This is a genomic window from Pseudomonas sp. 09C 129, assembly GCF_002843625.1.
Classification (GTDB): domain Bacteria; phylum Pseudomonadota; class Gammaproteobacteria; order Pseudomonadales; family Pseudomonadaceae; genus Aquipseudomonas; species Aquipseudomonas chlororaphis.
Genome location: NZ_CP025261.1, coordinates 5,770,581 through 5,795,162, shown reverse-complemented (window position 1 = coordinate 5,795,162; position 24,582 = coordinate 5,770,581). Strand labels below are relative to the sequence as shown.

24 protein-coding genes are annotated in these 24,582 nt (G+C 63.4%); 11 read left to right on the top strand and 13 right to left on the bottom strand.

All coding sequences use genetic code 11. From position 1 onward, the window contains the following. Positions 1 to 89 precede the first annotated feature (89 nt). From CXQ81_RS25875 to CXQ81_RS25860, 4 genes are all read right to left on the bottom strand, one after another. Positions 90 to 2,141, bottom strand: coding sequence for a bifunctional diguanylate cyclase/phosphodiesterase (locus CXQ81_RS25875; RefSeq protein WP_007929764.1), 2,052 nt, complete (start codon positions 2,139 to 2,141; stop codon positions 90 to 92). 305 nt (positions 2,142 to 2,446) lie between these two features. Then, positions 2,447 to 3,043, bottom strand: a complete 597-nt coding sequence (locus CXQ81_RS25870; protein WP_007929765.1) for a superoxide dismutase — start codon at positions 3,041 to 3,043, stop codon at positions 2,447 to 2,449. A gap of 440 nt (positions 3,044 to 3,483) precedes the next feature. Continuing rightward, positions 3,484 to 4,086 carry a LysE/ArgO family amino acid transporter gene (locus tag CXQ81_RS25865; RefSeq protein WP_101338928.1) on the bottom strand — a complete coding sequence of 201 codons (603 nt, stop codon included), beginning with the start codon at positions 4,084 to 4,086 and terminating at the stop codon, positions 3,484 to 3,486. Between the two features lie 5 nt (positions 4,087 to 4,091). Then, complete coding sequence (locus tag CXQ81_RS25860) at positions 4,092 to 4,493, bottom strand: ACT domain-containing protein (RefSeq protein ID WP_007929768.1); 402 nt, start codon at positions 4,491 to 4,493, stop codon at positions 4,092 to 4,094. A gap of 96 nt (positions 4,494 to 4,589) precedes the next feature. Here CXQ81_RS25860 and CXQ81_RS25855 point away from each other — a divergent pair, with 96 nt between their 5' ends. The 4 genes from CXQ81_RS25855 to CXQ81_RS25840 all read left to right on the top strand — a co-directional run bounded on the left by CXQ81_RS25855 (position 4,590) and on the right by CXQ81_RS25840 (position 8,494). Then, positions 4,590 to 5,489, top strand: a complete 900-nt coding sequence (locus tag CXQ81_RS25855) for a LysR family transcriptional regulator ArgP (protein WP_087090178.1) — start codon at positions 4,590 to 4,592, stop codon at positions 5,487 to 5,489. A 99-nt stretch (positions 5,490 to 5,588) separates the two neighbouring features. Next, entirely contained in the window at positions 5,589 to 6,581 is a 993-nt protein-coding gene (locus tag CXQ81_RS25850) for an NAD(P)-dependent oxidoreductase (protein ID WP_062824801.1), read from the top strand. A 106-nt stretch (positions 6,582 to 6,687) separates the two neighbouring features. Next, positions 6,688 to 7,524, top strand: a complete 837-nt coding sequence (locus CXQ81_RS25845) for an ATPase (RefSeq protein ID WP_101338927.1) — start codon at positions 6,688 to 6,690, stop codon at positions 7,522 to 7,524. A gap of 133 nt (positions 7,525 to 7,657) precedes the next feature. After that, a complete protein-coding gene (locus CXQ81_RS25840) occupies positions 7,658 to 8,494 on the top strand; it encodes a cache domain-containing protein (RefSeq protein WP_101338926.1) in 837 nt (278 codons plus the stop codon). Positions 8,495 to 8,544: 50 nt separating this feature from the next. Here the strand turns inward: CXQ81_RS25840 and CXQ81_RS25835 are convergent, their stop codons facing one another. Further along, a complete protein-coding gene (locus CXQ81_RS25835; protein WP_101338925.1) occupies positions 8,545 to 10,062 on the bottom strand; it encodes an MDR family MFS transporter in 1,518 nt (505 codons plus the stop codon). 77 nt (positions 10,063 to 10,139) lie between these two features. After that, entirely contained in the window at positions 10,140 to 11,324 is a 1,185-nt protein-coding gene (pobA, locus tag CXQ81_RS25830) for a 4-hydroxybenzoate 3-monooxygenase (protein WP_178081119.1), read from the bottom strand. A gap of 186 nt (positions 11,325 to 11,510) precedes the next feature. On the opposite strand from pobA, the gene CXQ81_RS25825 reads away from it, so the two are divergent. After that, on the top strand, positions 11,511 to 12,401 hold the full coding sequence (locus CXQ81_RS25825) for a helix-turn-helix domain-containing protein (protein WP_053262424.1): 891 nt from the start codon (positions 11,511 to 11,513) through the stop codon (positions 12,399 to 12,401). 15 nt (positions 12,402 to 12,416) lie between these two features. Here the strand turns inward: CXQ81_RS25825 and CXQ81_RS31310 are convergent, their stop codons facing one another. Next, on the bottom strand, positions 12,417 to 12,593 hold the full coding sequence (locus CXQ81_RS31310; RefSeq protein WP_007929787.1) for a hypothetical protein: 177 nt from the start codon (positions 12,591 to 12,593) through the stop codon (positions 12,417 to 12,419). Between the two features lie 138 nt (positions 12,594 to 12,731). Then, complete coding sequence (locus CXQ81_RS25820) at positions 12,732 to 13,637, bottom strand: LysR family transcriptional regulator (protein ID WP_037035534.1); 906 nt, start codon at positions 13,635 to 13,637, stop codon at positions 12,732 to 12,734. Between the two features lie 143 nt (positions 13,638 to 13,780). Between CXQ81_RS25820 and CXQ81_RS25815 the strand changes: the two genes are divergently transcribed. Together CXQ81_RS25815 and CXQ81_RS25810 are read left to right on the top strand one after the other, a co-directional pair. After that, positions 13,781 to 14,665: an MBL fold metallo-hydrolase gene (locus tag CXQ81_RS25815; RefSeq protein WP_101338923.1), complete on the top strand. Its 885-nt coding sequence runs from the start codon at positions 13,781 to 13,783 to the stop codon at positions 14,663 to 14,665. A 76-nt stretch (positions 14,666 to 14,741) separates the two neighbouring features. After that, on the top strand, positions 14,742 to 15,356 hold the full coding sequence (locus tag CXQ81_RS25810) for an NAD(P)-dependent oxidoreductase (RefSeq protein ID WP_101338922.1): 615 nt from the start codon (positions 14,742 to 14,744) through the stop codon (positions 15,354 to 15,356). A 142-nt stretch (positions 15,357 to 15,498) separates the two neighbouring features. On the opposite strand, the gene CXQ81_RS25805 is transcribed toward CXQ81_RS25810, so the two are convergent. Then, complete coding sequence (locus CXQ81_RS25805; protein ID WP_101339481.1) at positions 15,499 to 16,380, bottom strand: LysR substrate-binding domain-containing protein; 882 nt, start codon at positions 16,378 to 16,380, stop codon at positions 15,499 to 15,501. A 153-nt stretch (positions 16,381 to 16,533) separates the two neighbouring features. Here CXQ81_RS25805 and CXQ81_RS25800 point away from each other — a divergent pair, with 153 nt between their 5' ends. Together CXQ81_RS25800 and CXQ81_RS25795 are read left to right on the top strand one after the other, a co-directional pair. Beyond that, complete coding sequence (locus tag CXQ81_RS25800; RefSeq protein WP_101338921.1) at positions 16,534 to 18,171, top strand: 5-guanidino-2-oxopentanoate decarboxylase; 1,638 nt, start codon at positions 16,534 to 16,536, stop codon at positions 18,169 to 18,171. After that, positions 18,168 to 19,616, top strand: coding sequence for an aldehyde dehydrogenase family protein (locus CXQ81_RS25795; protein WP_101338920.1), 1,449 nt, complete (start codon positions 18,168 to 18,170; stop codon positions 19,614 to 19,616). Before CXQ81_RS25800 ends, CXQ81_RS25795 begins: the two co-directional genes overlap by 4 nt. 38 nt (positions 19,617 to 19,654) lie before the next feature. Here CXQ81_RS25795 and CXQ81_RS25790 read toward each other — a convergent pair whose 3' ends face one another. Continuing rightward, the gene (locus CXQ81_RS25790) at positions 19,655 to 20,584 is read right to left on the bottom strand and encodes an AraC family transcriptional regulator (RefSeq protein WP_101338919.1); all 930 of its coding nucleotides are present in this window, start codon (positions 20,582 to 20,584) and stop codon (positions 19,655 to 19,657) included. A 331-nt stretch (positions 20,585 to 20,915) separates the two neighbouring features. Between CXQ81_RS25790 and CXQ81_RS25785 the strand changes: the two genes are divergently transcribed. After that, on the top strand, positions 20,916 to 21,281 hold the full coding sequence (locus tag CXQ81_RS25785) for an antibiotic biosynthesis monooxygenase family protein (RefSeq protein WP_007931229.1): 366 nt from the start codon (positions 20,916 to 20,918) through the stop codon (positions 21,279 to 21,281). A gap of 9 nt (positions 21,282 to 21,290) precedes the next feature. Next, complete coding sequence (locus CXQ81_RS25780) at positions 21,291 to 21,563, top strand: hypothetical protein (RefSeq protein ID WP_037035873.1); 273 nt, start codon at positions 21,291 to 21,293, stop codon at positions 21,561 to 21,563. Between the two features lie 43 nt (positions 21,564 to 21,606). Here CXQ81_RS25780 and CXQ81_RS25775 read toward each other — a convergent pair whose 3' ends face one another. From CXQ81_RS25775 to CXQ81_RS25765, 3 genes are all read right to left on the bottom strand, one after another. Continuing rightward, complete coding sequence (locus CXQ81_RS25775; RefSeq protein WP_009045323.1) at positions 21,607 to 22,236, bottom strand: flavin reductase family protein; 630 nt, start codon at positions 22,234 to 22,236, stop codon at positions 21,607 to 21,609. A gap of 143 nt (positions 22,237 to 22,379) precedes the next feature. Beyond that, positions 22,380 to 22,637, bottom strand: coding sequence for a hypothetical protein (locus CXQ81_RS25770; RefSeq protein WP_101338918.1), 258 nt, complete (start codon positions 22,635 to 22,637; stop codon positions 22,380 to 22,382). 471 nt (positions 22,638 to 23,108) lie between these two features. Beyond that, positions 23,109 to 24,431, bottom strand: coding sequence for an MFS transporter (locus CXQ81_RS25765; RefSeq protein ID WP_101338917.1), 1,323 nt, complete (start codon positions 24,429 to 24,431; stop codon positions 23,109 to 23,111). Positions 24,432 to 24,582: the final 151 nt, after the last annotated feature.

Below are 24,582 nucleotides of genomic sequence, written 5' to 3'. Positions count from 1 at the left end.
TTGCATTATGTGTAAAGGGTTGCGGTTGTAAATATTTCCTATTCAGGAAGCGATTGCGCTGGATCAGGCTTATGCGCGCAATCGGGTCTTCAGAGGATGGCCGCGTTACTGCGCTGGGCCTGTTTCAGGTAGGCGCTCAGCTCTCGTGCCGGCAGGGGTTTGCTGTAGTGATAACCCTGACCTTCGTGGCAGCCTTCGGAGATGATGTAGGCCTCTTGTTCGGCGGTTTCCACGCCCTCGGCGATCACCTGCATGCCCAGGCTTTTGCCCAGCTGGATGATCGCCCGCACGATGGTCGCATCGTCGTCGTCATCCAGCAGGTCCTGGACGAAGCTCTTGTCGATCTTGATCTTGTCCAGCGGCAGGCTCTTGAGGTAGCTCAGGGACGAGTAGCCGGTGCCGAAGTCGTCGATGGCGATCAGCGCCCCCGAGCGGCGCAGGCTCAACAGGTGCTGGGCGGCGGTGCTGATGTCTTCCATCAGGCCGGTTTCGGTGACTTCCAGCTCCAGGCTGCGCGGCGGCAGGCGATAGATCTGCAGCAGGTTGTTGACCACCCGCGGCAGCTCGGCGTGGTGCAGTTGCACGGTGGACAGGTTGACCGCCATGCGCAGGTCGCTGAAGCCCAGGTCATGCCATTCGCGCAGTTGGCGGCAGGCCTGGTCCAGCACCCATTCGCCGATGGCGATGATGGTGCCGTTCTGCTCGGCCAGGGGAATGAACAGGTCCGGCGGGACGAAGCCGTGTTCCGGATGCTGCCAGCGCAGCAGCGCCTCGACCCCGACCACACGATGATCGCGGTAGCTGATCTGCGGCTGGTAGACCAGGTGGAACTGCTCGCGGCTCAGGGCTTCGCGCAGGTCTTTTTCCAGTTCGCGGCGCCGGCGCATCTCGCTGTCAACGCTGGCGATATAGAACTGATAACGGTTGCGCGACCGGCTTTTGGCCAGGGTCATGGTCTGCTCGGCTTTCTGCAGCAGCTTCTCGGTGCTGTCGCCGTCCTCCGGGAACAGGGTGATGCCGATGGTGGCGCGCAGGCGGATTTCCTGGTGGTCGAGGGCGAACGGTGCTTCCAGGTCGTCGAGAATGCTCTGCGCCAGTTCGGCGGCTTCGTAGGGTTGTTCGATATCGGCCTGGACCAGGGCGAACTGGTCGCCGCCAAGGCGGGCGAGGGCGCCCAGGCGACCACTGTGGGCCCGCAGGCGATCGGCCAGGGCCAGCAGCAACTGGTCGCCGGTCTGGTAGCTGAACTGTTCGTTGATGCCCTTGAAGTCGTCGAGGCCGACACAGAGCACCGCGACCCGGCGTTGCAGGCGGCCGGCGTCGATCAGGATCTTGTCCAGTTGCTGCTGCAACTGCTGGCGGTTGGGCAGGCCGGTGAGGAAGTCGTACTGGGCCATGCGCAGCAGGCTGTTTTCCGCTTCATGGCGCAGGTGCGTGTTGCGTTCGATCGATGCCAGCAACTGGTTGGCGGTATTGATCCAGATCCCCAGCTCGTTTCGCTCGTGGCCCTTGAGCAACGGGATCTGATGTTCGCTGGGGCGGTCCGGATTGATGGTGGTCAGGTGCTCGATGATCCGCGACAGCGGCTTGGTCAGCAGCCAGTGGTAAACCAGGTACAGCACCAGGCCCATGGCCAGGGCGCGCAGTACGCCGGAAATGAAAATGATCACCGAGCTGACGATAAATCCCTGGCCGTAGGTGGCCGTGTCGAGGGTGATGCTCAGGTCGCCGTAGTATTCGCTGTAGGGCCCGCGACCCACCAGTTGGGTGGTGAAGGTGCGCTCCTTGCCGAGGATCAGATCGGTCAGCCAGCGGCTGGGGGAATTCTGCAACTCACGGGTTTTTTCCGCGAGCATGGTTTCGTTGGGATGGCCAATGGAGGCCATGCGCACAGCATCGTCCTGGAACAGGCCTTCGATGACTTGCATGCCCATTTCGCGGTCCAGGCTGTAGACGGCCTGGGTCGAGGGGTCGCGAAACATGTCGAGAATGCGCTGGGCATCATTAGCGACCGCCTGCCGAGTCTTATAAGCATCGAAGACGATTTGTGCGCAGCTCAGCACTACGCCCACTATCAGTGCCGACAGCAGCACAACCCGGAGCAACTTCACCGACAAGCTGTTTTTGAGTTCCAGCTTCAAAGGGTTATTCCTTGTTCCGTGCGGGTAGCGTCAAGTTGCCATGAGTATTGGCAATCCCGTGATGGCAGTCAAAGGGACAATCAGGCCCAGGATATTTCACCTGTAGGCTTGGCTGGAATGCCGGGAGCCAGCATATCCGCGCTTATCGGTTATATGTCGGTAGCCAAGCCTTGCAACTTGAGGGACGGCGGAGATTTTTTAGCTGAATAGAGAGGTTGGTCCGCCGGGCTGGCGCGGCAAACCTGGCCCTTGCCGGTAAAACGAAAAAACCCGGCAATGCCGGGTTTTTTTGACTGCAAACGGGCTTAGGCGACGAAGGTCTTGCCTTCGAACTGCTCGGCCACGAATTTCCAGTTGACCAGGTTCCAGAACGCTTCGACGTACTTTGGACGCAGGTTGCGGTAGTCGATGTAGTAAGCGTGTTCCCAGACGTCGCAAGTCAGCAGCGGGGTGTCGCCGCTGGTCAGCGGGTTGCCGGCGCCGATAGTGCTGGCCAGGGCCAGGGAACCGTCAGCCTTTTTCACCAGCCAGCCCCAACCGGAACCGAAGGTGCCGACGGAAGTCTTGGTGAATTCTTCTTTGAACTTGTCGAACGAACCGAAAGCGGCGTTGATGGCTTCAGCCAGAGCGCCGGTTGGTTGACCGCCGGCGTTTGGCGCCAGGCAGTTCCAGTAGAAAGTGTGGTTCCAGACCTGAGCGGCGTTGTTGAAGATACCGCCCGAGGAAGACTTGACGATCTCTTCCAGGGTCTTGCCTTCGAACTCGGTGCCTGGCACCAGGTTGTTCAGGTTCACGACATAGGTGTTGTGGTGCTTGTCGTGGTGGTATTCCAGGGTTTCCTTGGAAATGTGCGGCTGCAGGGCATCGTGTGCGTAAGGCAGCGGCGGCAATTCGAAAGCCATGATGATTCTCCTAATCAGGTCAGTTGCGGTGAGCGCAAGGCCGATCACGGGCGGCCAGACAAGCGCCGGGGAGTTTGTACTCTTTGCGGCGCAGGGTTCGGATCATAGCACCGGGGGTGCGGCTTAACCACGCAACAACTGTGTGGGATAGAGGTTCAAGGGGATGCCCTCGCTAAATGACGAAACGCGTTGGCGCTGTGATCGTGCCAGGCAAGGCGCGGGACGCAGAGGATGCTTTTTGCCTCTTCAAGTCCCGCAACGCAGCATGGCACGATCACAGCGCCAACCCGAAGGGCCGTCGCCCCGCAAAGCGCAATCCGTCGTTGTTCGTCGCTCATTTGGACCACCAAACCACGCTCCTCACGCCTAGTCTTGCGCTTTGCGGGGCGGCGGCGCGCTCATCATTTAGCGAGGGCATCCCCTTAGCCTTTTGGAATAAATCACCCGGCGGTCATCAACTGGATCGCGACACTGAACATCATCACCGCCACCAGCAGATCGAGAATGCGCCAGGTGCTCGGCCGCGCCAGCCATGGAGCCAGCCATGCGGCGCCGAGGGCGAGGGTGAAAAACCACAGCAGCGAAGCACTGGCCGCGCCGACCACATAGGCGCCGGGTTCGGTCTGTTGCGCGCCCAGCGAGCCGATCAGCAGCACCGTGTCCAGGTACACATGGGGGTTGAGCAGGGTCACCGCCAGCGTACTGAGCAGCACCGCGCGCAGCGAGCGCACGGTCTGGTTCTCGCCCTGTTGCAGACTCTGCCTGGAACAGGCGCGACGCAGGGCCTGGCTGCCGTACCAGATCAGGAACGCGGCGCCGCCCCAGCGGGCAACCGCCAGCAGCGTCGGGCTCTGCGCCAGCACCGTGGCCAGGCCGAATACCCCGGCCGCCACCAGCAACGCATCGCAAGTCACGCACAGCACGGCCACCGGCAGGTGGTGTTCACGGCGCAGGCTCTGGGCCAGGACAAACGCATTCTGGCTGCCGATCGCCATGATCAGCCCGGCCGCCACCAGCAGCCCGTTAACGTAGCTCTGCCACATGGCGTTTACTCCTCGCCCGAGGCCAGTTGCCGCAGCACGCCCATGGCGCGCTCGGCATCGGCCTTAGCGACAAACAGATGATCGTGGTAGTAGCCGGCGATCACGTTGCAACTGATCCCGGCCTTGCCCAGGGCGCTGGCGAACGCGGCGGTCAGGCCGACGGCTTCCAGGGCCGAGTGCACATTCAGGGTGATCCAGGCCGCGACGTAGTCGAAACCCAGCCCCAGCCGTTCGGCCTGCTGGCGTTCGAGGATCACCGTGAGTCCTTCCTGCTCGCGAAAGCTGCCCAGTACGTCGCTACCTTCGAGCAGCGCGCGATCGGCGATGGAGCAGAACACGTAGTCACCGTGGTTGAGCTGCGGGCTCATGCTGCGCAGCAGGGTATCGAGGGAGGTTTCGCCAGCCATGAAAAAGGTCCTTGAACGAGAAAGCATGCTGGCTATTCTCCGGTGGCAGGCTGTATAAGAAAAACCAATATTGCTGATCGCTCATTAGGAAAACTGATGTTCGACTATAAATTGCTGTCCGCCCTGGCCGCGGTGATCGAACAGGCCGGATTCGAGCGTGCCGCGCAGGTGCTGGGGTTGTCGCAGTCGGCCATTTCCCAGCGGATCAAGCTGCTCGAGGCGCGGATCGGCCAGCCGGTGCTGGTGCGGGTCACGCCGCCGGCGCCGACGGAAATCGGCCGGCGCCTGCTCAACCATGTGCAGCAGGTACGCCTGCTCGAACGCGACCTGCAGAGCCAGGTGCCGGCCCTGGACGAGGAAGGTTTGCCGGAGCGTCTGCGCATCGCCCTCAACGCCGACAGCCTGGCCACCTGGTGGGCCGAGGCGGTGGGCGACTTCTGTGCCGAGCAGCACTTGCTCCTCGACCTGATCGTCGAAGACCAGACCGTGGGCCTCAAGCGCATGCGCGCCGGCGAAGTGGCGGCCTGTGTCTGCGCCAGCGAGCGGCCGGTGGCGGGCGCTCGCAGTGTGCTGCTGGGCGCCATGCGCTACCGTGCCCTGGCCAGCCCGGCCTTCCTTGCTCGGCATTTTCCGCAAGGCGTGCAAGCCGAGCGCCTGGCTCGCACGCCAGCCCTGGTGTTCGGCCCGGACGATTTCCTGCAGCACCGCTACCTGGCGGCGCTGGGGGTCGATGGCGGGTTCGAGCATCACCTGTGTCCCTCGTCCGAGGGCTTCATCCGCTTGACCGAGGCCGGCCTGGGCTGGGGGCTGGTGCCCGAATTGCAGGTGCGCGACCAGTTGGCGCGGGGGGTGTTGGTGGAGCTTTTGCCAGATAAGCCGATCGATGTGCCGCTGTACTGGCATCATTGGCGTAATGGTGGCCAACTGCTGGGCCTGCTCACCGAGCACCTGGCGCGTTCTTCGGCGCAATGGCTGGTGCCCTTGGAGCAGCCATAAGCGTCAAGCGACAAGCTCCAAGTGGGCAGCTTGCGCTTTGGTTTTCAACTTGCAGCTTGCAGCTTGTAGCTCGTCACTGCGTTTTTTTAGGAGCAAGTCATGAAAATTCTGGTCACCGGCGCAAGCGGCTTCATTGGTGGACGCTTCGCGCGTTTTGCCCTTGAGCAGGGCCTGGATGTACGGGTCAACGGGCGTCGGGCCGAAGGTGTGGAGCATCTGGTGCGGCGCGGGGCCGAGTTCGTCCAGGGCGACTTGAGCGACGCGGACCTGGTGCGCGACCTGTGTCGCGACGTCGACGCGGTGGTGCATTGCGCGGGAGCGGTGGGGCTCTGGGGGCGCTATCAGGATTTTCATCAGGGCAACGTGCTGGTCACCGAAAACGTGGTCGAAGCCTGCCTCAAGCGCCATGTCCGGCGTCTGGTGCATCTGTCGTCACCGTCGATCTATTTCGACGGTCGCGACCATCTGGGCCTGACCGAAGAACAGGTGCCCAAGCGCTTCAAGCATCCTTATGCCGCCACCAAATACCTGGCGGAGCAGAAGGTGTTCGGCGCCCAGGAGTTCGGCCTGGAGGTGCTGGCGCTGCGCCCGCGCTTTGTCACCGGCGCCGGCGACATGAGCATTTTCCCGCGCCTGTTGAAGATGCAGCGCAAGGGCCGTCTGGCGATCATCGGCAACGGCCTGAACAAGGTCGACTTCACCAGTGTGCAGAACCTCAACGAAGCGCTGCTCAGCGGTCTGCTGGCCAGCGGCTCGGCCCTGGGCAAGGCCTACAACATCAGTAACGGCGCGCCCGTGCCGTTGTGGGACGTGGTGAACTACGTGATGCGCCAGATGGGCGTTCCGCAGGTCACGCGCTACCGCTCCTTTGGCCTGGCCTACAGCGTGGCGGCCCTCAATGAAGGCTTCTGCAAGCTCTGGCCGGGCCGTCCGGAGCCGACCCTGTCGCGCCTGGGCATGCAGGTGATGAACAAGAACTTCACCCTGGATATCAGCCGCGCCCGCCATTATCTGGATTACGAACCTAAGGTCAGCCTGTGGACGGCCCTGGATGAATTCTGCGGCTGGTGGAAGGCCCAGGACATACGCTGAAAATAAACACTGAACCGAGTTCGGGGTTCAGGGTCGATCAGGGCGGCGGGTTAGCGGTTTATACTCGCCGCATTCAGCTATCACCGCGGTTTAGAAAGGTTGCCCCATGCGTAACGATGCCAACGACGACTTCGACGATGTTCCAAGCCTGCGTGCCGATACCCTCGACGATGATTTCCCGACCACCGCCGCGGGCCGCGCGCGTACTTCGGTGCATTCGCGCAGCGTGCCGGCCGCCAAGGTCAAGACCCCGAATGCCGGGCCGCTCTGGGCGCTGGTCGGCGCCTTGTTCTTCGCCTTTATCGGCCTGGCCTGGTGGAGCTTCCAGCAGATCTCGCTGATGGAGCAGCAACTGGTCGCCACCCAGGAAAGTTTCGCCCGCATCAGCGAAGAAGCGGCGGGGCGCCTGCAGGATATTTCCGGCAAGGTGGTGGCCAGCCAGTCCAGCGTCAACAGCGACAGCGAAGCCTTGAAGCTGCAGATCAAGCAGCTGGAAAGCCGCCTGCAGGACCAGGGCAAGCAGCAGCAAGGCGTGGCCGGGCAGGCCACGGACCTGGACAAGCGCCTGGCCCAGATGACCGCGCAGGCCACCGAGCAGCAGGCGGCCAACAGCCAGTTGCAGGCACAGGTGAAAACCTTGAGCAGCGAACTGGCCGCCCTGAAAAGCGCGCCTGCCGACACCAGCAAGGTCGATGCCCAGTTCAAGAGCCTGAACGGCGAGATCGCGGCCTTGAAGAAACAGGGCAACCCGAGCGCCGCCATCGAGCGTCTGGAGCAGGACATCATCGTGCTCAAGAGTCAGCAGGACAATCGTCCCGCCGCGGCCCAGGGCGGTACCAACACCGCCGAGTTCGATGCTTTCCGCGGCCAGGTCACTCGCAACATCAATACCCTGCAGAGCCAGATCCAGAACCTGCAGCAGCAGCTCAATACCCGCCCCTGACCCTGGCGACCTTCCCGCGCGTGGCGTGGGAAGGTCGCGGTTTTGCCTCTCGCCTCCCTGCTTCGCTGAATACTCGACCATATCCCGCAGCCGTCTACGCTCTTGAAACACCAACAAGAACGAGGGACGCGCAATGAGGGGATTGCTTAGAGCCACGGTGCTGGGGGGGCTGCTGGTGTTCTGTACCAGCCAGGTCCAGGCGGCGGACGATGCCACGGCGGCCAAGGCCCTGCTGGAGAAGGCCCTGGCCTACTACCACGACCAGGGTGACAAGGCCTTCGCCGCGTTCAGCCGCCAGGGCGAGTTCGTCGACAAGGACCGTTATGTGTTTGTGGTCGACACCAAGGGGGTGATGCTGGCCAGTGGCGGGCCGTCGTCGGCGCTGATCGGCCGCGATGTTTCCGAGGTGCTCGGGCCGGATCTGCAAAAGGCCTTCAAGGACGCGCTGAAGATTCCCGAGGGCAATGGCATCCAGCAAGCCGAATACCGCTGGCAGAACTGGGCCGACGGCAAGGTCGAGCGCAAGCATGTGTATTACCAGCGGGTCGGCGAGCGGATCCTGGCGGTCGGCTATTACCTGCCACGGGCTTCCGCCGAGCAGGCCAAAGCCTTGCTGGACAAGGCGGCGACCGAACTGGTCAAGGACGAGAAGGGCACGCTGACAGCGATCAACTCGCTCAAGGGCGGCTTCCTGCAGGACGACCTGTATGTGTTCGTGGTCGATCTGGACAACCAGCGCTACGTGGCCCACGGCACCAATCTGCGGTTGATCAATACCGACTTCGGCAAGGTCAAGGACCCGGACGGCAAACCGGTGGGCGAGCCGATCCTGGCGCTGATGGCCACCCAGGAGCAGGGCGAGTATGAGTACCGCTGGAAGAACCCGGTGACGGCCAAGGTGGAAGACAAGCACGCCTACCTGCGCAAGGTCGGGCACTTCCTGGTGGCGGTGGGGTACTACAGCCCGTAAAGGTCGCTCGCCAGTCAGCTCGTCTGTGGAAGAGCTGGCTGGCGATGCCGTTATTTGACCTTGTCTTCGCGCCCGCGCAGCAGCGCGTTGGGCATGGCCAGCGCCGCCGCCAAGCCGAGCAACGACACCGCCGCGCTGACCATCAGCAAGTGTTTGAAGGTCAGCAGCAACTCAGCCCGCAAGGCGCCCTGTTCCGGACCCGGCGCGGCGTTCAGACCGTCGAGCAGCACATTGCCCGAGTGGCCTTCGCCGATCAGCGCCGAGCCGCTCAACTGGGCGAAGCTGGAATCCTGCAACAGCGCCAGCAACAGCGCCGACATCAAGGCCACGCCCACCGCACCGCCCAGGGAGCGGAACAGATTGGTGGTGCTGGTGGCGACGCCGATGTCCCGTTGTTCCACCGAGTTCTGGCTGCCCACCAGCGACGTCGGGAACTGCATGCCCGAGGCAATCCCGCTGAACAACATGAACACACTGCTCAGCAGCACCGCCTGGGGCGGGCTGAAGGCCATGCCGAGAACGGTCAGTGGCATCAGCAGGGCGCCACCGAGGATCATCGGCTTGTAGCGGCCGGTCACCGAGGTCATGCGCCCGGCGAAGTAGGCGCCCATCGGCAGGCCGATGGCCAGCGGCAGCAGGTGCAATGCCGCGCTGTCGGCACCGGCGCCGGTGACGCTCTGAAAGCGCAACGGCATCAGCACCGTCAGCGAGATGGCCTGGAAGCTGGTGAAGAACACCGTGCACCAGCACAACATGGCGTTGCGGTTGGCGAACAGGTGCATGGGCAGCAGCGGCTCTTGCGTGCGCCGTTCATGCCAGGCGAACAGGGCCAGGGCGACGACGGCACACGCCAGCAGGCCTAGCACTTCGCTGCTGCGCCAGGCGTGGCCCTGGCCGAAATGTGTGATCGCCAGCAGCAGGGCCGTCAGGCCGATGATCATCAGCAGCGTGCCGAGGTAGTCGATGATCGGTTTGCGCTGCGGAATCGGCAGCCCGCGCAGATTGCGCCTGGCCACCAGCCAGGCGCCCAGGCCCAGGGGCAGGTTGATCAGGAACACCCAGCGCCAGGACAGGTATTCGGTCATGTAGCCGCCGAGCACCGGGCCGGCGACGCTGGCCGCCGCGTACATGCTGCTGAAATAGCCCTGGTAACGCCCGCGCTCGCGGGGCGGCACGATGTCGCCGATGATCGCCTGGCTGACCGAAATCATCCCGCCGGCGCCGATGCCCTGGAAGATCCGCGCCAGGACCAGCTGTTCCATGTTCTGCGCCATGCCGCAGAACAGCGACGCCAGGGTGAACAGGCCCATGCCGAACAGCATCAGCTTGCGCCGGCCGTAGAGGTCGCCGAGCTTGCCGTAGATCGGCACCGACACAGTCATGGCCACCATGTAGCCGGAAATCACCCAGGCCAGCAGGCTGACGTCCTTGAATTGCGCGGAGATGGCGGGCATGGAGACCGCGACTATGGTCTGGTCCAGGGCGCCGAGGAAGATCGCCAGCATCAGGGCGATCAGTACGCTGCGAAGAGCCGGTTTGGGCTGGCCAGGCTGGTTGGGATTGGACACGAAATAACCTGCGGGCAGTGATTGACCCGCAGGGTGCAAGGCGAGCGGGAATGCTCGCCAGTGTACTCGATAGGCTCCTACTCGATAGCCTCGTAAGGAAGGCCGACGTAATTTTCCGCGATGGTTTTGCGCCCGGCCTCGGAGTCGACGAAGTACGCCAGCTCCGACTCGGCGATGCGCTGGCTGAAGTCGTCGGAGTCGGGGAAACGGTGCAGCATCGCGGTCATCCACCAGGAGAAACGCTCGGCCTTCCAGATCCGCCGCAGGCAGATTTGCGAATACTTCTGCAGCAAGTCGGTGCGCTGCTCGCGGTAGACCTTGAGCAGGATGTTGAACAGCGTGCTGACATCGCTGGCGGCCAGGTTCAGGCCCTTGGCTCCGGTGGGGGGCACGATGTGCGCGGCGTCGCCGACCAGGAACAGCCGCCCGTATTGCATCGGCTCGACCACGAAGCTGCGCAGCGGCGCGATGCTTTTCTCGATCGACGGCCCGGTCACCAGGCGTTCGGCCAGCTCCTCGGGCAGGCGCCTCTTGAGCTCGTCCCAGAAACGTTGATCGGACCAGTCGGCGACATTTTCTTCTGCCGGTACTTGCAGGTAGTAGCGGGTGCGGGTGGTCGACCGCATGCTGCACAGGGCAAAGCCGCGTTCATGGCGGGCGTAGACCAGTTCGTCGTGGACCGGCGGGGTGTCGGCGAGAATGCCGAGCCAGCCGAACGGATAGACGCGTTCGAACACCTTGAGCTTGTCGGCCGGGATCGACTGCCGGGCGACCCCGTGGAAACCGTCGCAGCCGGCGATGTAGTCGCAGTCCAGGCGATGGGGTTCGCCCTGGTAATCGAAGGTCAGGTAGGGGTGGTCGCTGTGCATGTCGTGGGGGCGCACGTTGTCGGCCAGGTACAGGGTCCGGGCGCCGACGGCCTGGCGGGCTTGCATCAGGTCGCGGGTGACTTCGGTCTGGCCGTAGATCGTCACGCTCTTGCCATTGGTGAGGGTGTGCAGGTCGATGGTCACCCGGCGGCCGTCGAGGGCCAGTTCGAAACCACCGTGCACCAGGCCTTCGGCGTCCATGCGCTGGCTGACCCCGGCCTGGCGCAGCAGGTCGACCATGCCTTGTTCCAGCACCCCGGCGCGGATGCGCCCGAGTACGTAATCCGGGGTTTGTCGTTCGAGGATCAGGGTATCGATGCCGGCCTTGTGCAGCAGTTGGCCGAGCAGCAGTCCGGAGGGGCCGGCGCCAATGATGGCGACTTGAGTTTTCAGGGTTTTCATTGTTTTTATGACTCGCAAGCTTCACGCGAACAGGTTCGCTGACTGATTTTTATGTTTCGAGTGCCTGCATTTTTCACTTGTGATGCTGTCAGTTGAAGGTGAAAACTGAGCCGATACCTGTTCATTTCACCAATCGGTGCGATTATCGCCCGTCACCCAGAGGCCTGGATTGCAGTTATGAATAAGCCTGCCTTGCCTTCAATTCCGGTGTTCAAACTCTATGGGGAAAGCCTGGATTGGCCGACACCGGACCTGCTGCACTGCGAAACCATTTCCAAGCGCAGCCGCGAGCACCATTGGGAAATCAAGCCGCATCGGCATGCCGATCTCTGTCAATTACTGTTCGTGCATCGCGGCCAGGCCGAGCTTGAGATCGAAGGCCAGCGCACGTTGCTGGGGGAGTCGGCGCTGCAGATCCTGCCGGCCCTGTCGGTGCACGGCTTTCGTTTTTCCGAAGACATCGACGGTTATGTGGTGACCCTGGCGGCGCCCTTGATGGCCCATCTGCAAGCCCAGCTGGGGCATTCGGTAAATGCCCTGGCCGTGGCCGAGAGCTACCCGGCGGGCGCCGACGGCGACTACCTGAACAGCCTGTTTGCCGCGTTGCAGAACGAGTACCAGGGGCGTGAGCCGGCGCGGGAAATGCTCATGCACTCGCTGGTCAGCGTGATCATGGTGTGGGTCAGCCGCCAGGCGATCCGGCGCCGCAGTGCCAGCCAGCGACCGCAGCGGGCACGGGAGTATTTCAATGGGTATATCCAACTGGTGGAGGCCCACTATCGCGAGCATGTGAAGGTCGAGGACCTGGCGCACAAGCTGGGGATTTCCGTTTCCCACCTCAATGGCACCTGCCGCGAGCTGGCGGGCCAGCCGGCCCTGCAGATCATGCATGAGCGTCAGCTGCTGGAGGCCAAGCGCCTGCTGACCTACACCAGCATGACCATCTACGAGATTTCCGACACCCTGGGGTTTTCCGATCCCACCAACTTCACCCGGCTGTTCCGCCGCCGGGTCGGGATCTCGCCCAAGGCTTTCCGCGACCGGCTGAAGACCGATCACGAACCGTGACGCCGCGCGCCTGCATCATTTCAGGGAGTTGAGGGTCGCGTTGTGCGGGATGCACTGGTCGACGTTGCAGCTGGCGTAGACACGTGGCTGTTGCCGGGCCTGCTCGACGCGATAGGCCGCTGTTCCATACAGCGCCAGGGTCGCGGTGCAGGTGACGAAAATGGCCAGGTATCTTCTTGTTTTGATGTTCATGGCAAATACCTCTGAACGAATACCCCTGCGCGTGTGGGGGTACTGTTATCAGCATAGATCAGCCATAGGGATCAGCCATGGTCGCCGGCCAGGTCGCGGGCAGCGTGTTGACGGGGTATTCAGCGGTCTTATCGGGCTTTAAAGGCCCTTGTCCCACTCCGGCTCCTCGGGGAAGCGCAGCACCAGGAAATCCAGCATGCTGCGCAGGGCCGCCGGCATGTGTTTGCGCGAGGCGTAGACCGCGTACATGTTCATTTGCCGGGGCTCTGCGTGGGGCAGCAGGCGCACCAGTTCGCCGCTGTGGATATGCACCCCGGCCTGGTAGCTGGGCAGCATGGCCACGCCGGCCCCGGCCATGGTCGCGCGCAACAGGGTGCTGGCTTCGTTGGCGCTGATATTGCCCTGCACAGGGACCGAAACCTGTTCGCCGTCCTGCTCGAAATGCCACAGGCTCTTGCCGAAATAGGAGTGGGTCAGGCAGTTGTGCTGGCTGAGTTCCTCGACGCGTTGCGGTGCCGGGTGCTCGCGCAGGTAGGCCGGCGAGGCGCAGATCACCGAGCGGCAGACCGTCAGGCGCCGGGCGATCAGGTTCGGGTCCAGGTCGTTGCTGGTGCGGATCGCCAGGTCGATGCGCTCGTCCACCAGGTTCACCGTGCGGTCGAGCATCTGCAAGTCGATGCTGACGCCGGGGTAACGCTTGACGTAGGTGGCCATGGCATCGGCCAACTGGGCCTGGCCGAACGAGGTGCTGACGCTGATGCGCAGCAAGCCGCGGGGCGCGTCGTCGGGTTCGCTGACGGCGGCCTGCATGTCCGTCGACAACTCGAGCATCTGCCGGCAGCGCGGCAGGATCTCCGTGCCCGCCGCGGTCAGGCTCAGCTTGCGAGTGGTGCGGTGCATCAGCCGGGCGCCGACCCAGTCCTCCAGTTCCGCCAGATAGCGCGAAACCACCGGCCGCGAGAGGTCCAGGTGGTCGGCGGCGGCCGACTGGCTGCCAAGGTCGACTACGGTGACGAAGACGCGCATTGCTTGAAGACGATCCATGATTTGCCCGCTTTCAGAAACAAACTATGTCCAAGCATCGCATTTTTTGTAACGAGTGCGGCAACTAAGCTTCATCTCCATCGCCACTTACCTATCGCCACCTACCCTGGCCACTTACGGCCGACAGACCATCGGAGCTGCACATGATCGGATTCACCTCACTCAAGCGCCTGCTGCTGGCCACCGCCACCCTGGGTTTCGCCGCCCATGCCGCCGCCGTCGAGCCGGCCCTGAAGCTGGATGTGTACAATCCGGGCGCCGCGGCGATCTTCCCGGTGACCTCGGTGCTGGTCAGCGGCAAGAAGGAAGCGATCCTGGTGGATGCGCAGTTCGGCAAATCCCAGGCCGAGCAACTGGTGGAAAAGATCCGCGCCAGCGGCAAGCAATTGACCACCATCTACATCAGCCACGGTGACCCGGACTACTACTTCGGCCTGGACACCATCACCCGGGCCTTCCCCAAGGCCAAGGTCGTGGCGTCGCAGCCGACCGTCGAGCACATCAAGGCCACGGTCGACGGCAAGCTTGCATTCTGGGGCCCGAAAATGGGCGCCGACGTGCCGGCCAAGACCATCGTGCCGGGCGTGCTCAAGGGCCACAGCCTGAGCCTGGAAGGGCAGAAACTGGACATCATCGGCCTGGACGGCAAGCAACCTGACCGTACCTTCGTCTGGATCCCGTCGATCAAGGCGGTCGTCGGTGGCGTGGTGGTCGCGGAAAACATCCATGTGTGGATGGCCGATACCCAGACCGCGCAATCCCACAAGGACTGGCTGACCACCCTGGACACCATCGCTGCGCTGAAACCCCAGACCGTGGTGCCCGGCCATTACCTGGGCGAAAGCGCCCGCTCCCTGGCTCCGGTGCATTTCACCGCCGACTACATCAAGGCCTTCGATGAAGAAACCGCCAAGGCCAAGGATTCCGCCGAACTGATCGCGGCGATGAAAAAGCGTTACCCGGACCTGGGCGAAGACAGCTCCCTGGAGCTGAGCGCCAAGGTCGCCAAGGGCGAAATGAAGTGGTGATTCGACCGTCCCCGCGCCTGGCGCGGGGGCATTCCCTGTAAGGCTTTGTGTCACTTATCGGAACTGGAGAACTGTCATGAGCAAGATCGCAATCATTGGGGCCACCGGCCGTGCCGGTAGCCAACTGCTGGAAGAAGCCCTGCGTCGTGGTCACAGCGTTACCGCGATTGCCCGTAACCCGGCGAAAATCGGCAATCGCGCCGGTGTGGTGAGCAAGGCGGTCGACGTGCTGGACGGCGCGGCGTTGCAAGCGGCGATCGCCGGTCACGATGCGGTGATCAGTGCGGCGCACTTTTCCACCATCGCGCCCAAGGCCGTGATCGAGCCGGTGAAAAAGGCCGGGGTCAAACGCCTGCTGGTGGTGGGTGGTGCCGGTTCGTTGCTGTTGCCCGACGGCAGCCGGGTGATCGATGCCGCCGGTTTTCCGGACGAATACAAGGCCGAAGCCAGTGCCGGCAGTGTGTTCCTCGATACCCTGCGCCAGGAGAAAGAGCTGGACTGGACCTTCCTGTCGCCATCGGCGGAGTTCGTCGAAGGCGAGCGCCGCGGGCAGTTCCGCCTGGGCCAGGACCATCTGCTGGTGAGCGCCGAAGGCAAGAGCTGGATCACCTTCTCCGACTTCGCCATCGCCATGATCGATGAGCTGGAAACACCGAAGCACTCCCGCCAGCGTTTCACGGTCGGTTACTGAGACATCCTGTAGCCGCTGCCGGAGGCTGCGATTGGCTGCGCAGCAGTCGTAAAACCAGATACCGCGTTTTTGCAGGTACAACGTGTTGACCGGATTACGACCGCTATGCGCTCGATCGCAGGCTGCGCCAGCGGCTACAGGGCTATCGTGCCCGGGCCTGTTCCACCAGCCAGTCCAGCAACGCCCGCAACTGCGGCGACGGTGCCGAGCGATCGGGGTGTACCAGGTAATAGCCCAGCCCCGTACGGACCTTCAATTCAAATGGCATGACCAGCCGCCCGGCGCTCAGGTCTTCGCCGATCAATGCCCAATCGCCTATAGCTACCCCCGTCCCCTGGGAAGCAACCGACATCGCCAGGTCCAGGGTTTCGAAATGCTGGCCCTTGTCGATGTTGTTCAGCACCGTCCCCGAGGCTTTCAGCCAGGTACTCCAGTCATGGGTATCCAGGGTCGGATGCAGCAGCATGTGTTGCTGCAGGTCGGCCGGGGTCTGGAGCGCTATCGCCCCTTTGAGCAATGCCGGTGAACACACCGGCGTCAGCTGTTCGTCGAACAGGTGATAGGCACCGAGGGTGGAAGGTGGCGGGGCACCGTAAATCACCGCGGCGTCGAATTGTTCGCGACTGAAGTCCACCCCATGCTGCACCGTGGTGGTCAGCCGCACAGGCACGTCCGGCCGCTCTTTCTGCCACTGCATCAGGCGCGGCAACAACCAGCGCATCACACAGGTGGACGCCTTGAGTTGCAGGGTGTCGCGGTTCACCCCGACCTGTTCCACCCCCTCGCTGATCAGACTGAACACCTGTTCCACCCGTGGCAGCCATTCCCGGCCTTCGGCCGTCAGGCTCAGGCCGCGGGCCTGGCGCTGGAACAAGGCATAACCCAGGTGACTCTCCAGGCCGGCGATCTGCCGGCTCACCGCACCCTGGGTGATATGCAGCTGCTCGGCCGCGTGGGTGAAGTTGCAGCAGCGCGCGGTGATCAGAAAGGTGTGCAGCGCGGGCAAGGGCGGGAGGCGTTTCATAAAGGGCCAAGGCATGACGTGAGGACATGGCGAGTATGACTTTTTATCCATTGTTCCCGCTACACGCGGCCCGTTCCAATGACGCCTTCCCCGTGCCTGGCCATGCAGCGGCCAGCCAGGCACACCGTCTCAAGCGAACAAGAAGGGCAAGACATGGCGACGTGCGGCGAAGTGTTGGTCAAGTTACTCGAAGGTTATGGCGTCGAGCAGGTCTTCGGCATTCCCGGGGTGCACACCGTCGAGCTGTATCGCGGCCTGGCCCGTTCGAGCATCCGGCATGTCACGCCGCGCCACGAGCAGGGCGCCGGTTTCATGGCCGACGGCTATGCCCGTACCAGCGGCAAGCCGGGGGTGTGCTTCATCATCACCGGCCCGGGCATGACCAACATCACCACCGCCATGGGCCAGGCCTACGCCGATTCGATTCCGATGCTGGTGATCTCCAGCGTGCAATCGCGCAGCCAGCTTGGCGGCGGCCGCGGCAAGCTGCATGAGCTACCGAACCAGGGCGCCCTGGTGGGCGGCGTGGCGGCGTTCTCCCATACCCTGATGTCGGCGGCGGAACTGCCGGGTGTCCTGGCCCGCGCCTTCGCGTTGTTCCAGGCCGGCCGCCCGCGCCCGGTGCACATCGAAATCCCCCTCGACGTGCTGGTGGAGGAGGCCGACGACCTGCTCGACAGCGAGCCGGTGAGCATCGCCCGGGCCGGCGCTGCGCCCGCCGCCATCGCGCGGATGAGCCAGTTGCTGGCCGGCGCCAGGCGTCCGCTGATCCTCGCCGGCGGTGGCGCGATCGATGCCGCCGCGTCCCTGACCCGCCTCGCCGAATCGCTCCAGGCGCCCGTGGCCCTGACCATCAATGCCAAGGGCATGCTGCCGTCGCGGCACCCGCTTCTGATCGGTTCGACCCAGTCGCTGGTGGCGACCCGCGCCCTGGTGACCGATGCCGACGTGGTCCTGGCCATCGGCACCGAGCTGGCCGAAACCGATTACGACGTGACTTTCGCTGGTGGTTTCGAGATTCCTGGCGCCCTGCTGCGCATCGACATCGATCCTGACCAGACCGTGCGCAACTATCCGCCGAAAGTGGCGTTGGTGGCCGACGCGCACAGCGCAACCGAAGCCTTGCTGGCCGAGTTGGGCAAACAACCGCTGAGCGAGCGCGACAGCGCCTGGGGCGCGGCCCGTGCCGCTGCCCTGCGTAGCGCACTGGAGCAGCAGTGGGACGCACCGACCCGGGCGCAGACCCTGTTCCTCGAAACCGTCCTGCAGGAGCTGCCGGAGATCGTCATCGTCGGCGACTCCACGCAGCCGGTGTACAGCGGCAACCTGACCTTCAACCCCGAGCGTCCGCGCCGCTGGTTCAACTCCTCGACCGGCTACGGCACCTTGGGTTATGCCTTGCCGGCGGCGATCGGCGCCTGGCTCGGTGGCGCTTCCGAACGCAAGGCCCGGGGCCCGGTGGCGTGCCTGATCGGCGACGGCGGCCTGCAGTTCACCCTGTCGGAACTGGCCTGCGCGGTGGAAGCGCGCACGCCAATCATCGTGCTGCTGTGGAATAACCAGGGCTATGAAGAGATCAAGAAATACATGGTCAACCGCGATATAGAGCCGGTGGGCGTGGACATCTACACGCCGGACTTCATCGGCGTGGCCAAGGCCCTGGGTTGCGCCGCCGAGGCCATCGACAGCATCGACGGATTGCGCGATGCGTTGCGCGCGGCCAGCGATCGCCAGGGCCCGACCCTGATCGAAATCGACCAGGCCGGCTGGATGCGGGCGGTGCAGGCATGAACCCGACAAACCTGTTGAACGGCCTGTATATCGATGGCCAGTGGCATGCCGGCAGCGAGCGGTTGCCGGTGATCAATCCGTCTACCGAAGAGCCACTGGCCGTGGTCGGTGGCGGCGATCAACACAGCGTCGAGCAGGCGGTAAGTGCCGCCCAGGCCGGGCTCGCCGAGTGGGCCGCCACCTGCGGCGCCGAGCGTGGCGCGGTGTTGCGGCGGATCGCCGCCGGTGTCGCCGAGCGTCGTGAACACCTGATGCACCTGCAGTCGAGCAACAACGGCAAGCCGCAATTCGAAGCGGCCATCGACGTCGACGACGTGATTGCTACCTTCGAGTATTACGCGGAGCTGGCCGAAGGCCTGGACGCCGCCCAGGACCGCGATGTGCCGCTGCCCAGCGATGATTTCAGCGCCCGTGTGCGGCGTGAGCCCTGTGGCGTGGTCGGCCTGATCGTGCCGTGGAATTTCCCGATGGTCACCACCGCCTGGAAGCTCGCGCCGGCCCTGGCCGCCGGTTGCAGCGTGGTGCTCAAGCCCTCGGAAGTCACGCCGCTGCCGGAACTGGAACTGGCGGCGATCATCGCCCGGAGCGGCTTGCCCAAGGGCGTGTTCAACCTGGTCTGTGGCACCGGCCTGGCGGTGGGCGCGCCGCTGGCGGCCGATCCGCGGGTGGCGAAGATTTCCTTTACCGGCAGCAATGCGGTCGGGGTCCAGGTCATGCAGCGCGCGGCGGAGACGGTCAAGGGCGTGAGCCTGGAACTGGGTGGCAAATCTGCGCTGCTGGTGCTGGCCGATGCCGATCTCGAACTGGCGGTGGAGCTGGTCTGCGGCGGCGGTTTTTTCAACGCCGGGCAGATGTGCTCCGCCACCAGCCGGGTGCTGGTGGCCGACGAGCTGGCGGACGAATTCCTCCTGCGCCTCAAGGCACGGGCCGAGGCGATTCGGGTGGCGGACCCTTTCGATCCGGACGTGGAAATGGGCGCGCTGGTCAACCAGGCGCAATACCAGCGCGTGCTGGGCCATATCGATCGCGGGCTGAGTGTCGGGGCCAAGTTGGTATGCGGTGGCGAGCGCCCGACGGACCGCGCGCGCGGCTTTTTTATACGGCCGACCATTTTCACCGAAGTGCCCCTCGACAGTGCGCTGTGGCGTGAGGAGATCTTTGGCCCGGTGCTCTGCGTGCGCAGTTTCGCCAGCGAGGCCGAGGCCATCGCGCTGGCCAACGACAGCGAATTCGGCCTGGTGGCCAGTGTGGTCGGCGCCGATGTGCAGAACGCCGAGCGAGTCGCCAATGCCTTGCAGGCCGGGCTGGTGTGGATCAACGCACCGCAAGTGATCTTCCCGCAGACCGCCTGGGGCGGCTACAAGCAGAGCAGCATCGGCCGCGAGCTGGGGCCTTGGGGGGTGCAGGCGTTCCAGGAGATCAAGCACGTGGTTCGCGCGCGGTAACAGTCTTTTGAAGCGAGATGGTTCTCTGTAGGGGGGAGTCAGACGCTGCTGCGCAGGCGCGCCATATCGCGCAGCGGCGGGGCGCCGAACTGGCGGCTGTATTCGCGGCTGAACTGCGAAGGGCTTTCGTAGCCGACCCGGTACCCGGCGGCGGACGCCTCCAGCCCCTCAGTCAGCATCAGGCGCCGGGCTTCCTGCAGGCGCAGTTGCTTCTGATACTGCAAGGGGCTCATGGCGGTCATGGCCTTGAAACGGTGGTGCAGGGTGGACACGCTGAGGTTCACCCCTCGCGCCAGATCGTCGATGCGCAGCGGTTGCTCGTAGTTGCCGTTCAGCCACTTGATGGCCTGGCTGACCCGGTGGCTCTGGCTGTTGGCGATGGCGATCTCATACAACCGGTGGCCCTGCGGACTGCGCAACAGCCGGTAGAGAATTTCCCGACGAATCAGCGGCGCGAGCATGGCGATGTCTTTGGGCGTGTCCAGCAGGCGGGTCAGGCGCAGCACGGCGTCGAGCATCGGCGTGTCCAGGCGTTCCACATACAGGCCGCGGCCGACAGGACGGTTCGGCACCCCCAGCGGCCCGGCATCGGCGATCAGCGTGCTGATCTCGGCCGGGTCGATGTCCAGGCGCAGGGCCAGGACTGGCTCCAGCGGCGAGACATCGGCCAGGCGCCCACTCAACGGCATGGAAACCGAGACCACCAGGTAGTTGAGCGGGTCGTAGTTGAACTCCTCGTCGGCCAGCCGCACTTCCTTGCGCCCCTGGGCCATGATGCACAGGGCCGGCTGGGCTAGCACCGAAGCGAACTCGTGGGAGTGGCTGTGGCGCGAGACGAACAGCGACTGGATCGCCGTGGCATAGCTGCCGTCTTCGCCGGTATTGCGAGCAATGATCCCGGCCAGCTCCGCCCGCTGTTTTTCCATTTCCGCATCCAGTGGCGGCTGCTGGGTTTCGAGCGATGACATGAAGGCCCCTCCGAGAAGATTGCGAATGGCCACAGCTTAAATTTGTGCAAGCGCCAGGGGTAGGCGATTCCTGCGTAAATCTTGCCTGATCCTGCCACGCGTGCGCGCGTGAGTAGAGCCGAGTCCTGTGCGCGGGCTGTCACTTGCTTGAAACAACGTTGTGGGTTTTTTTCCCTTACCGGGCAGGATTCGGCGTTCCCGGGCAAGACTCGCAGGATTGTGCAATAGGCCGGCAGGAATCGACTAACGAGCATTACGCCGGGCGCTTAATCTTGGATCCTGTCGCAGCCCGTCCCATGGCTGCCTCGACACCACCCTGGGAGGGTCGCACATGTCCACGCATATTCCCGTCAGCCACATGGCATTCGTTCGCGCCCGCGCCGGCCGCTCAACGGAGTTGGGTGCTCGCTTGAGCAGTCTGATCGAACCATCCCGCCAGGCCACAGGTTGCCTGCAGTTCGCCTTGCAGCATTCGCAGTGCGACGCTGACCTGTGGTTGATATCCGGATTCTGGAGCAGCCAGCAGGCGATGACCGATTACTTCTGTTCGCCGGCCATGGCGATCTTCGCCGAGCTGGTCCAGGACCTGGTGGTCAACAGCCTGGATTTCCATACTTTCAGAGATGTCTCGGCGGCCCAGGCCGAAGGCGAATACGCGCAACTGAACGGGGCACCGGTACACCAGCTGGCCAGCTGAGGGTTTAGAATGGCCGACTTTCCATTGGCCAGGACCAGCAACATGGCACGTAAAGAGTTTGCAGCATACGAAGCGGTTTCCGCCGTGGTTCCAGGTGAAGGGGGCTACAGTGCCGCCATCGCGGTCAAGGCCCTGGGTGGTTCAGGGGCACCGCGCTTTCACAAAGTCCTCGACGACCAGAAATTCAAGACCGCCCATGACGCCGACCAGGCTGCCGCGCAGAAGCTTGAGCAGTTGATCGACGTGACCGAAGACGGCGAACTGGCCTGGGCAACGGCCTGATCCAGGTTGCTACCTGATCTGCGCAGCTAGTTGGTTTGAGCAGCTACCTGACCGCCCCCGGGCGGAACATCTTGAACAAGGCCTCTGGCCCCAGCTGGAAATAATCCGCCGGCCCGCCGCCGCGCAGAATCGGCTCTGCCGCGGCGGTGTCGTATACCCCGTCCTTGAGCAGCCATTTGGCGATATGCACGGCGACCACTTCGCCGAGGATCAGCCAGCTGGGCACCAACTCCTGATCCGCGCGCTGCAGTTGAATGATCTGCGTGACCTTGCATTCGAAGGACACCGGGCTTTCGGCTACCCGCGGCACCGCAATCACTTTCGAGGCCACGGGCGTCAGCCCCGCCAGTTCGAACTCATTGACCTCGGCCGGTACGGCCGCGCAGCTCTGGTTCATCCGCTCGGCGAGCGGGCGGGTGGCGAGGTTCCAGGCGAACTCGCCGGTCTGCTCGATGTTGTTCAGGCTGTCTTTGCGACCGACGCTGGAGAAGCCGATGATCGGTGGAATGTAATTGAAGGCGTTGAAAAAACTGTAGGGCGCCAGGTTCAGCCGGCCTTGCTGGTCCTGGGAGGAGATCCAGCCGATCGGGCGCGGGCCGACGATGGCGTTGAACGGATCGTGGGGCAGGCCGTGGCCCTGGGCGGGTTCGTAGTAATGGATGTCTTCGGACATGACGGGCTCTTGCGCGGACAAAGAGGGAAGGCCGCCATAGTGCAAGCCATTGAAAGTGAATGCCAGCCTTGCGGCGTGCGGTTTTCCCCGGGCCATAAACAACCAAGCCCGGCCGAAGCCGGGCTGCGGGGCATCCCTGAGGGTTAGCCGATGGCGGCGGCAGTCCCGGTGCGATCGAAGCCGTCGGCAGCGATTGCGCCTGCGGTACCGGTGTGGTCGAAGCCATCGGAGGCGATAGCGGCGGCGGTGCCGGTGCGATCGAAACCGTCGGAAGCCAGGCTGGCGCTGGCCGAGCTGCCCGAGGTGAAAGTAGCCGAGCCGGTGCGGTCGTAACCATCGGCGGCAAAGGTATTGGCAGCCAGTACGGAAAGGGTCAGGGCGAGGATCAGTTTGCTTTTCATGAGGGTCACTCCAGGTTCGGTGAGTTTTGTGCAGTGGGTGTGAAATGGATACTACGCCAGTTAATTTGATTAAAAAGCGCAAATAAATGCTAAAAAATATCGAATTAATAGATGTTTATGGCGTCAAGAATCACTGCATAAGGCCTCTTGCCTGCTTCTGCCGCGTTTGACGCGCCGACACCGATTTCGATGGAGGAAGAGTGAGGGCTGGGCATTAACCGGTCATTAACCTGCCCGCACCGTCGAAAAATCACGATCAACGGTTTACCCGGCAGGGGCGGGAATGCTGTTGGCGATGAATGCCGGAGGGCTTGCTACGTAAGCTGGAGGGCGTGTCTTGATCGTGGAGCGGCTGCGTCGCGGCTATCGTGAGCAAGCCCCGCTTCTGTAGGAGCGAGGCTTGCCCGCGATAGGCTTTACCTGATGACACCACAGCGCGAGGGCCTTGCACCCTCGCGCTTTTTTTGTCGGTCAGTCAGTCTCGATCCGCGAGTGTTTGCGCGTATCTTTCATGGTGATGTAGACCAACAGCGACACGGCGATGCAGGCGGTGACATACCAGTAGTAACCGGTTTCCATGCCGATGCTCTTGAACCACAGTGCGATGTATTCGGCGGTGCCGCCGAAGATCGATACGGTCAGCGCGTAGGGCAGGCCCACGCCCAGGGCGCGGATCTCGGTCGGGAACAGCTCGGCCTTGACCACCGCGTTGATCGAGGTATAGCCGCTGACGATGATCAGCGCCGCCATGATCAGGAAGAACGCGCCCCACCAGCTCTGGACGGTGTGCAGGGTGGTGAGGATCGGCACGGTGAAAAGGGTACCGAGGATGCCGAAGGCGATCAGGATCGGACGGCGGCCGATCTTGTCCGACAGCGCGCCGACCACCGGTTGCAGGCACATGAACAGGAACAGGGTTGCTGCGGAAATGGTGGTGGAGTCGGAGATGCTCATGCCGACGGTGTTCACCAGGTATTTCTGCATGTAGGTGGTGTAGGTGTAGAAGGCCAGGGTGCCGCCCATGGTCAGGCCGACCACGGTCATCAGCTCTTTCGGATGACGCATCAGGGTGCGCATCAGGCTTTCTTTCGGCTTTTCCTTCTTCTTGGTGAAGGACTCGGTTTCTTCCATGCCACGACGCAGGTACAGCGCGACGATCGCGCACAGGGCGCCGATGCCGAACGGAATGCGCCAGCCCCAGGATTGCAGCTCTTCAGTGGTCAGCACGTTCTGCAGCACGATCAGGACCGCCAGGGCGATGAGCTGGCCGGAGATCAGGGTCACGTACTGGAAGCTGGAGAAGAAGCCCCGACGTTCCTTGGTCGCCATCTCGCTGAGGTAGGTGGCCGAGGTGCCATATTCGCCGCCGACCGACAGGCCCTGCATCAGGCGCGCCAGGACCAGCAGGATCGGGGCGCCGACGCCGATGGTCTCGTAGCCGGGAGTCAGGGCGATGATCAGCGAGCCGAAGCACATCAGCAGCACCGAGGCCATCAACGCGGCCTTGCGGCCCTTGCGGTCAGCGTAGAGCCCCATCAGCCAGCCGCCGATCGGACGCATCAGGAAGCCCACGGCGAAGATCGCGGCGGTGTTCAGCAGTTGCGCGGTGGTGTCGCCCTTGGGGAAGAAGACTTTGGCGAAGTACAGGGAGAAGGCGGCGTAGACGTACCAGTCGTACCACTCGACCATGTTGCCGACCGAACCGCTGAAGATCGATTTCAGGCGGCTGGCGGTGGTCTTTTCTTTGGCAGGCGCAGCTGCCGACCCAAGAGGCAGGGTTTGCGAGTTATCCATGACGGATCCTTCATTTAATTGTTTTTGTGGAGCGCGCCGAAACGCAGCCTGCTGGAGCTATAGCAGGAGCTGTGCCAGGAGCCGAAAGGCCCGGTTTAGAAGGGTCTGGAGATTTTAATGAGCGGAAATCCGCTCATTGCTGGAAGGGCGT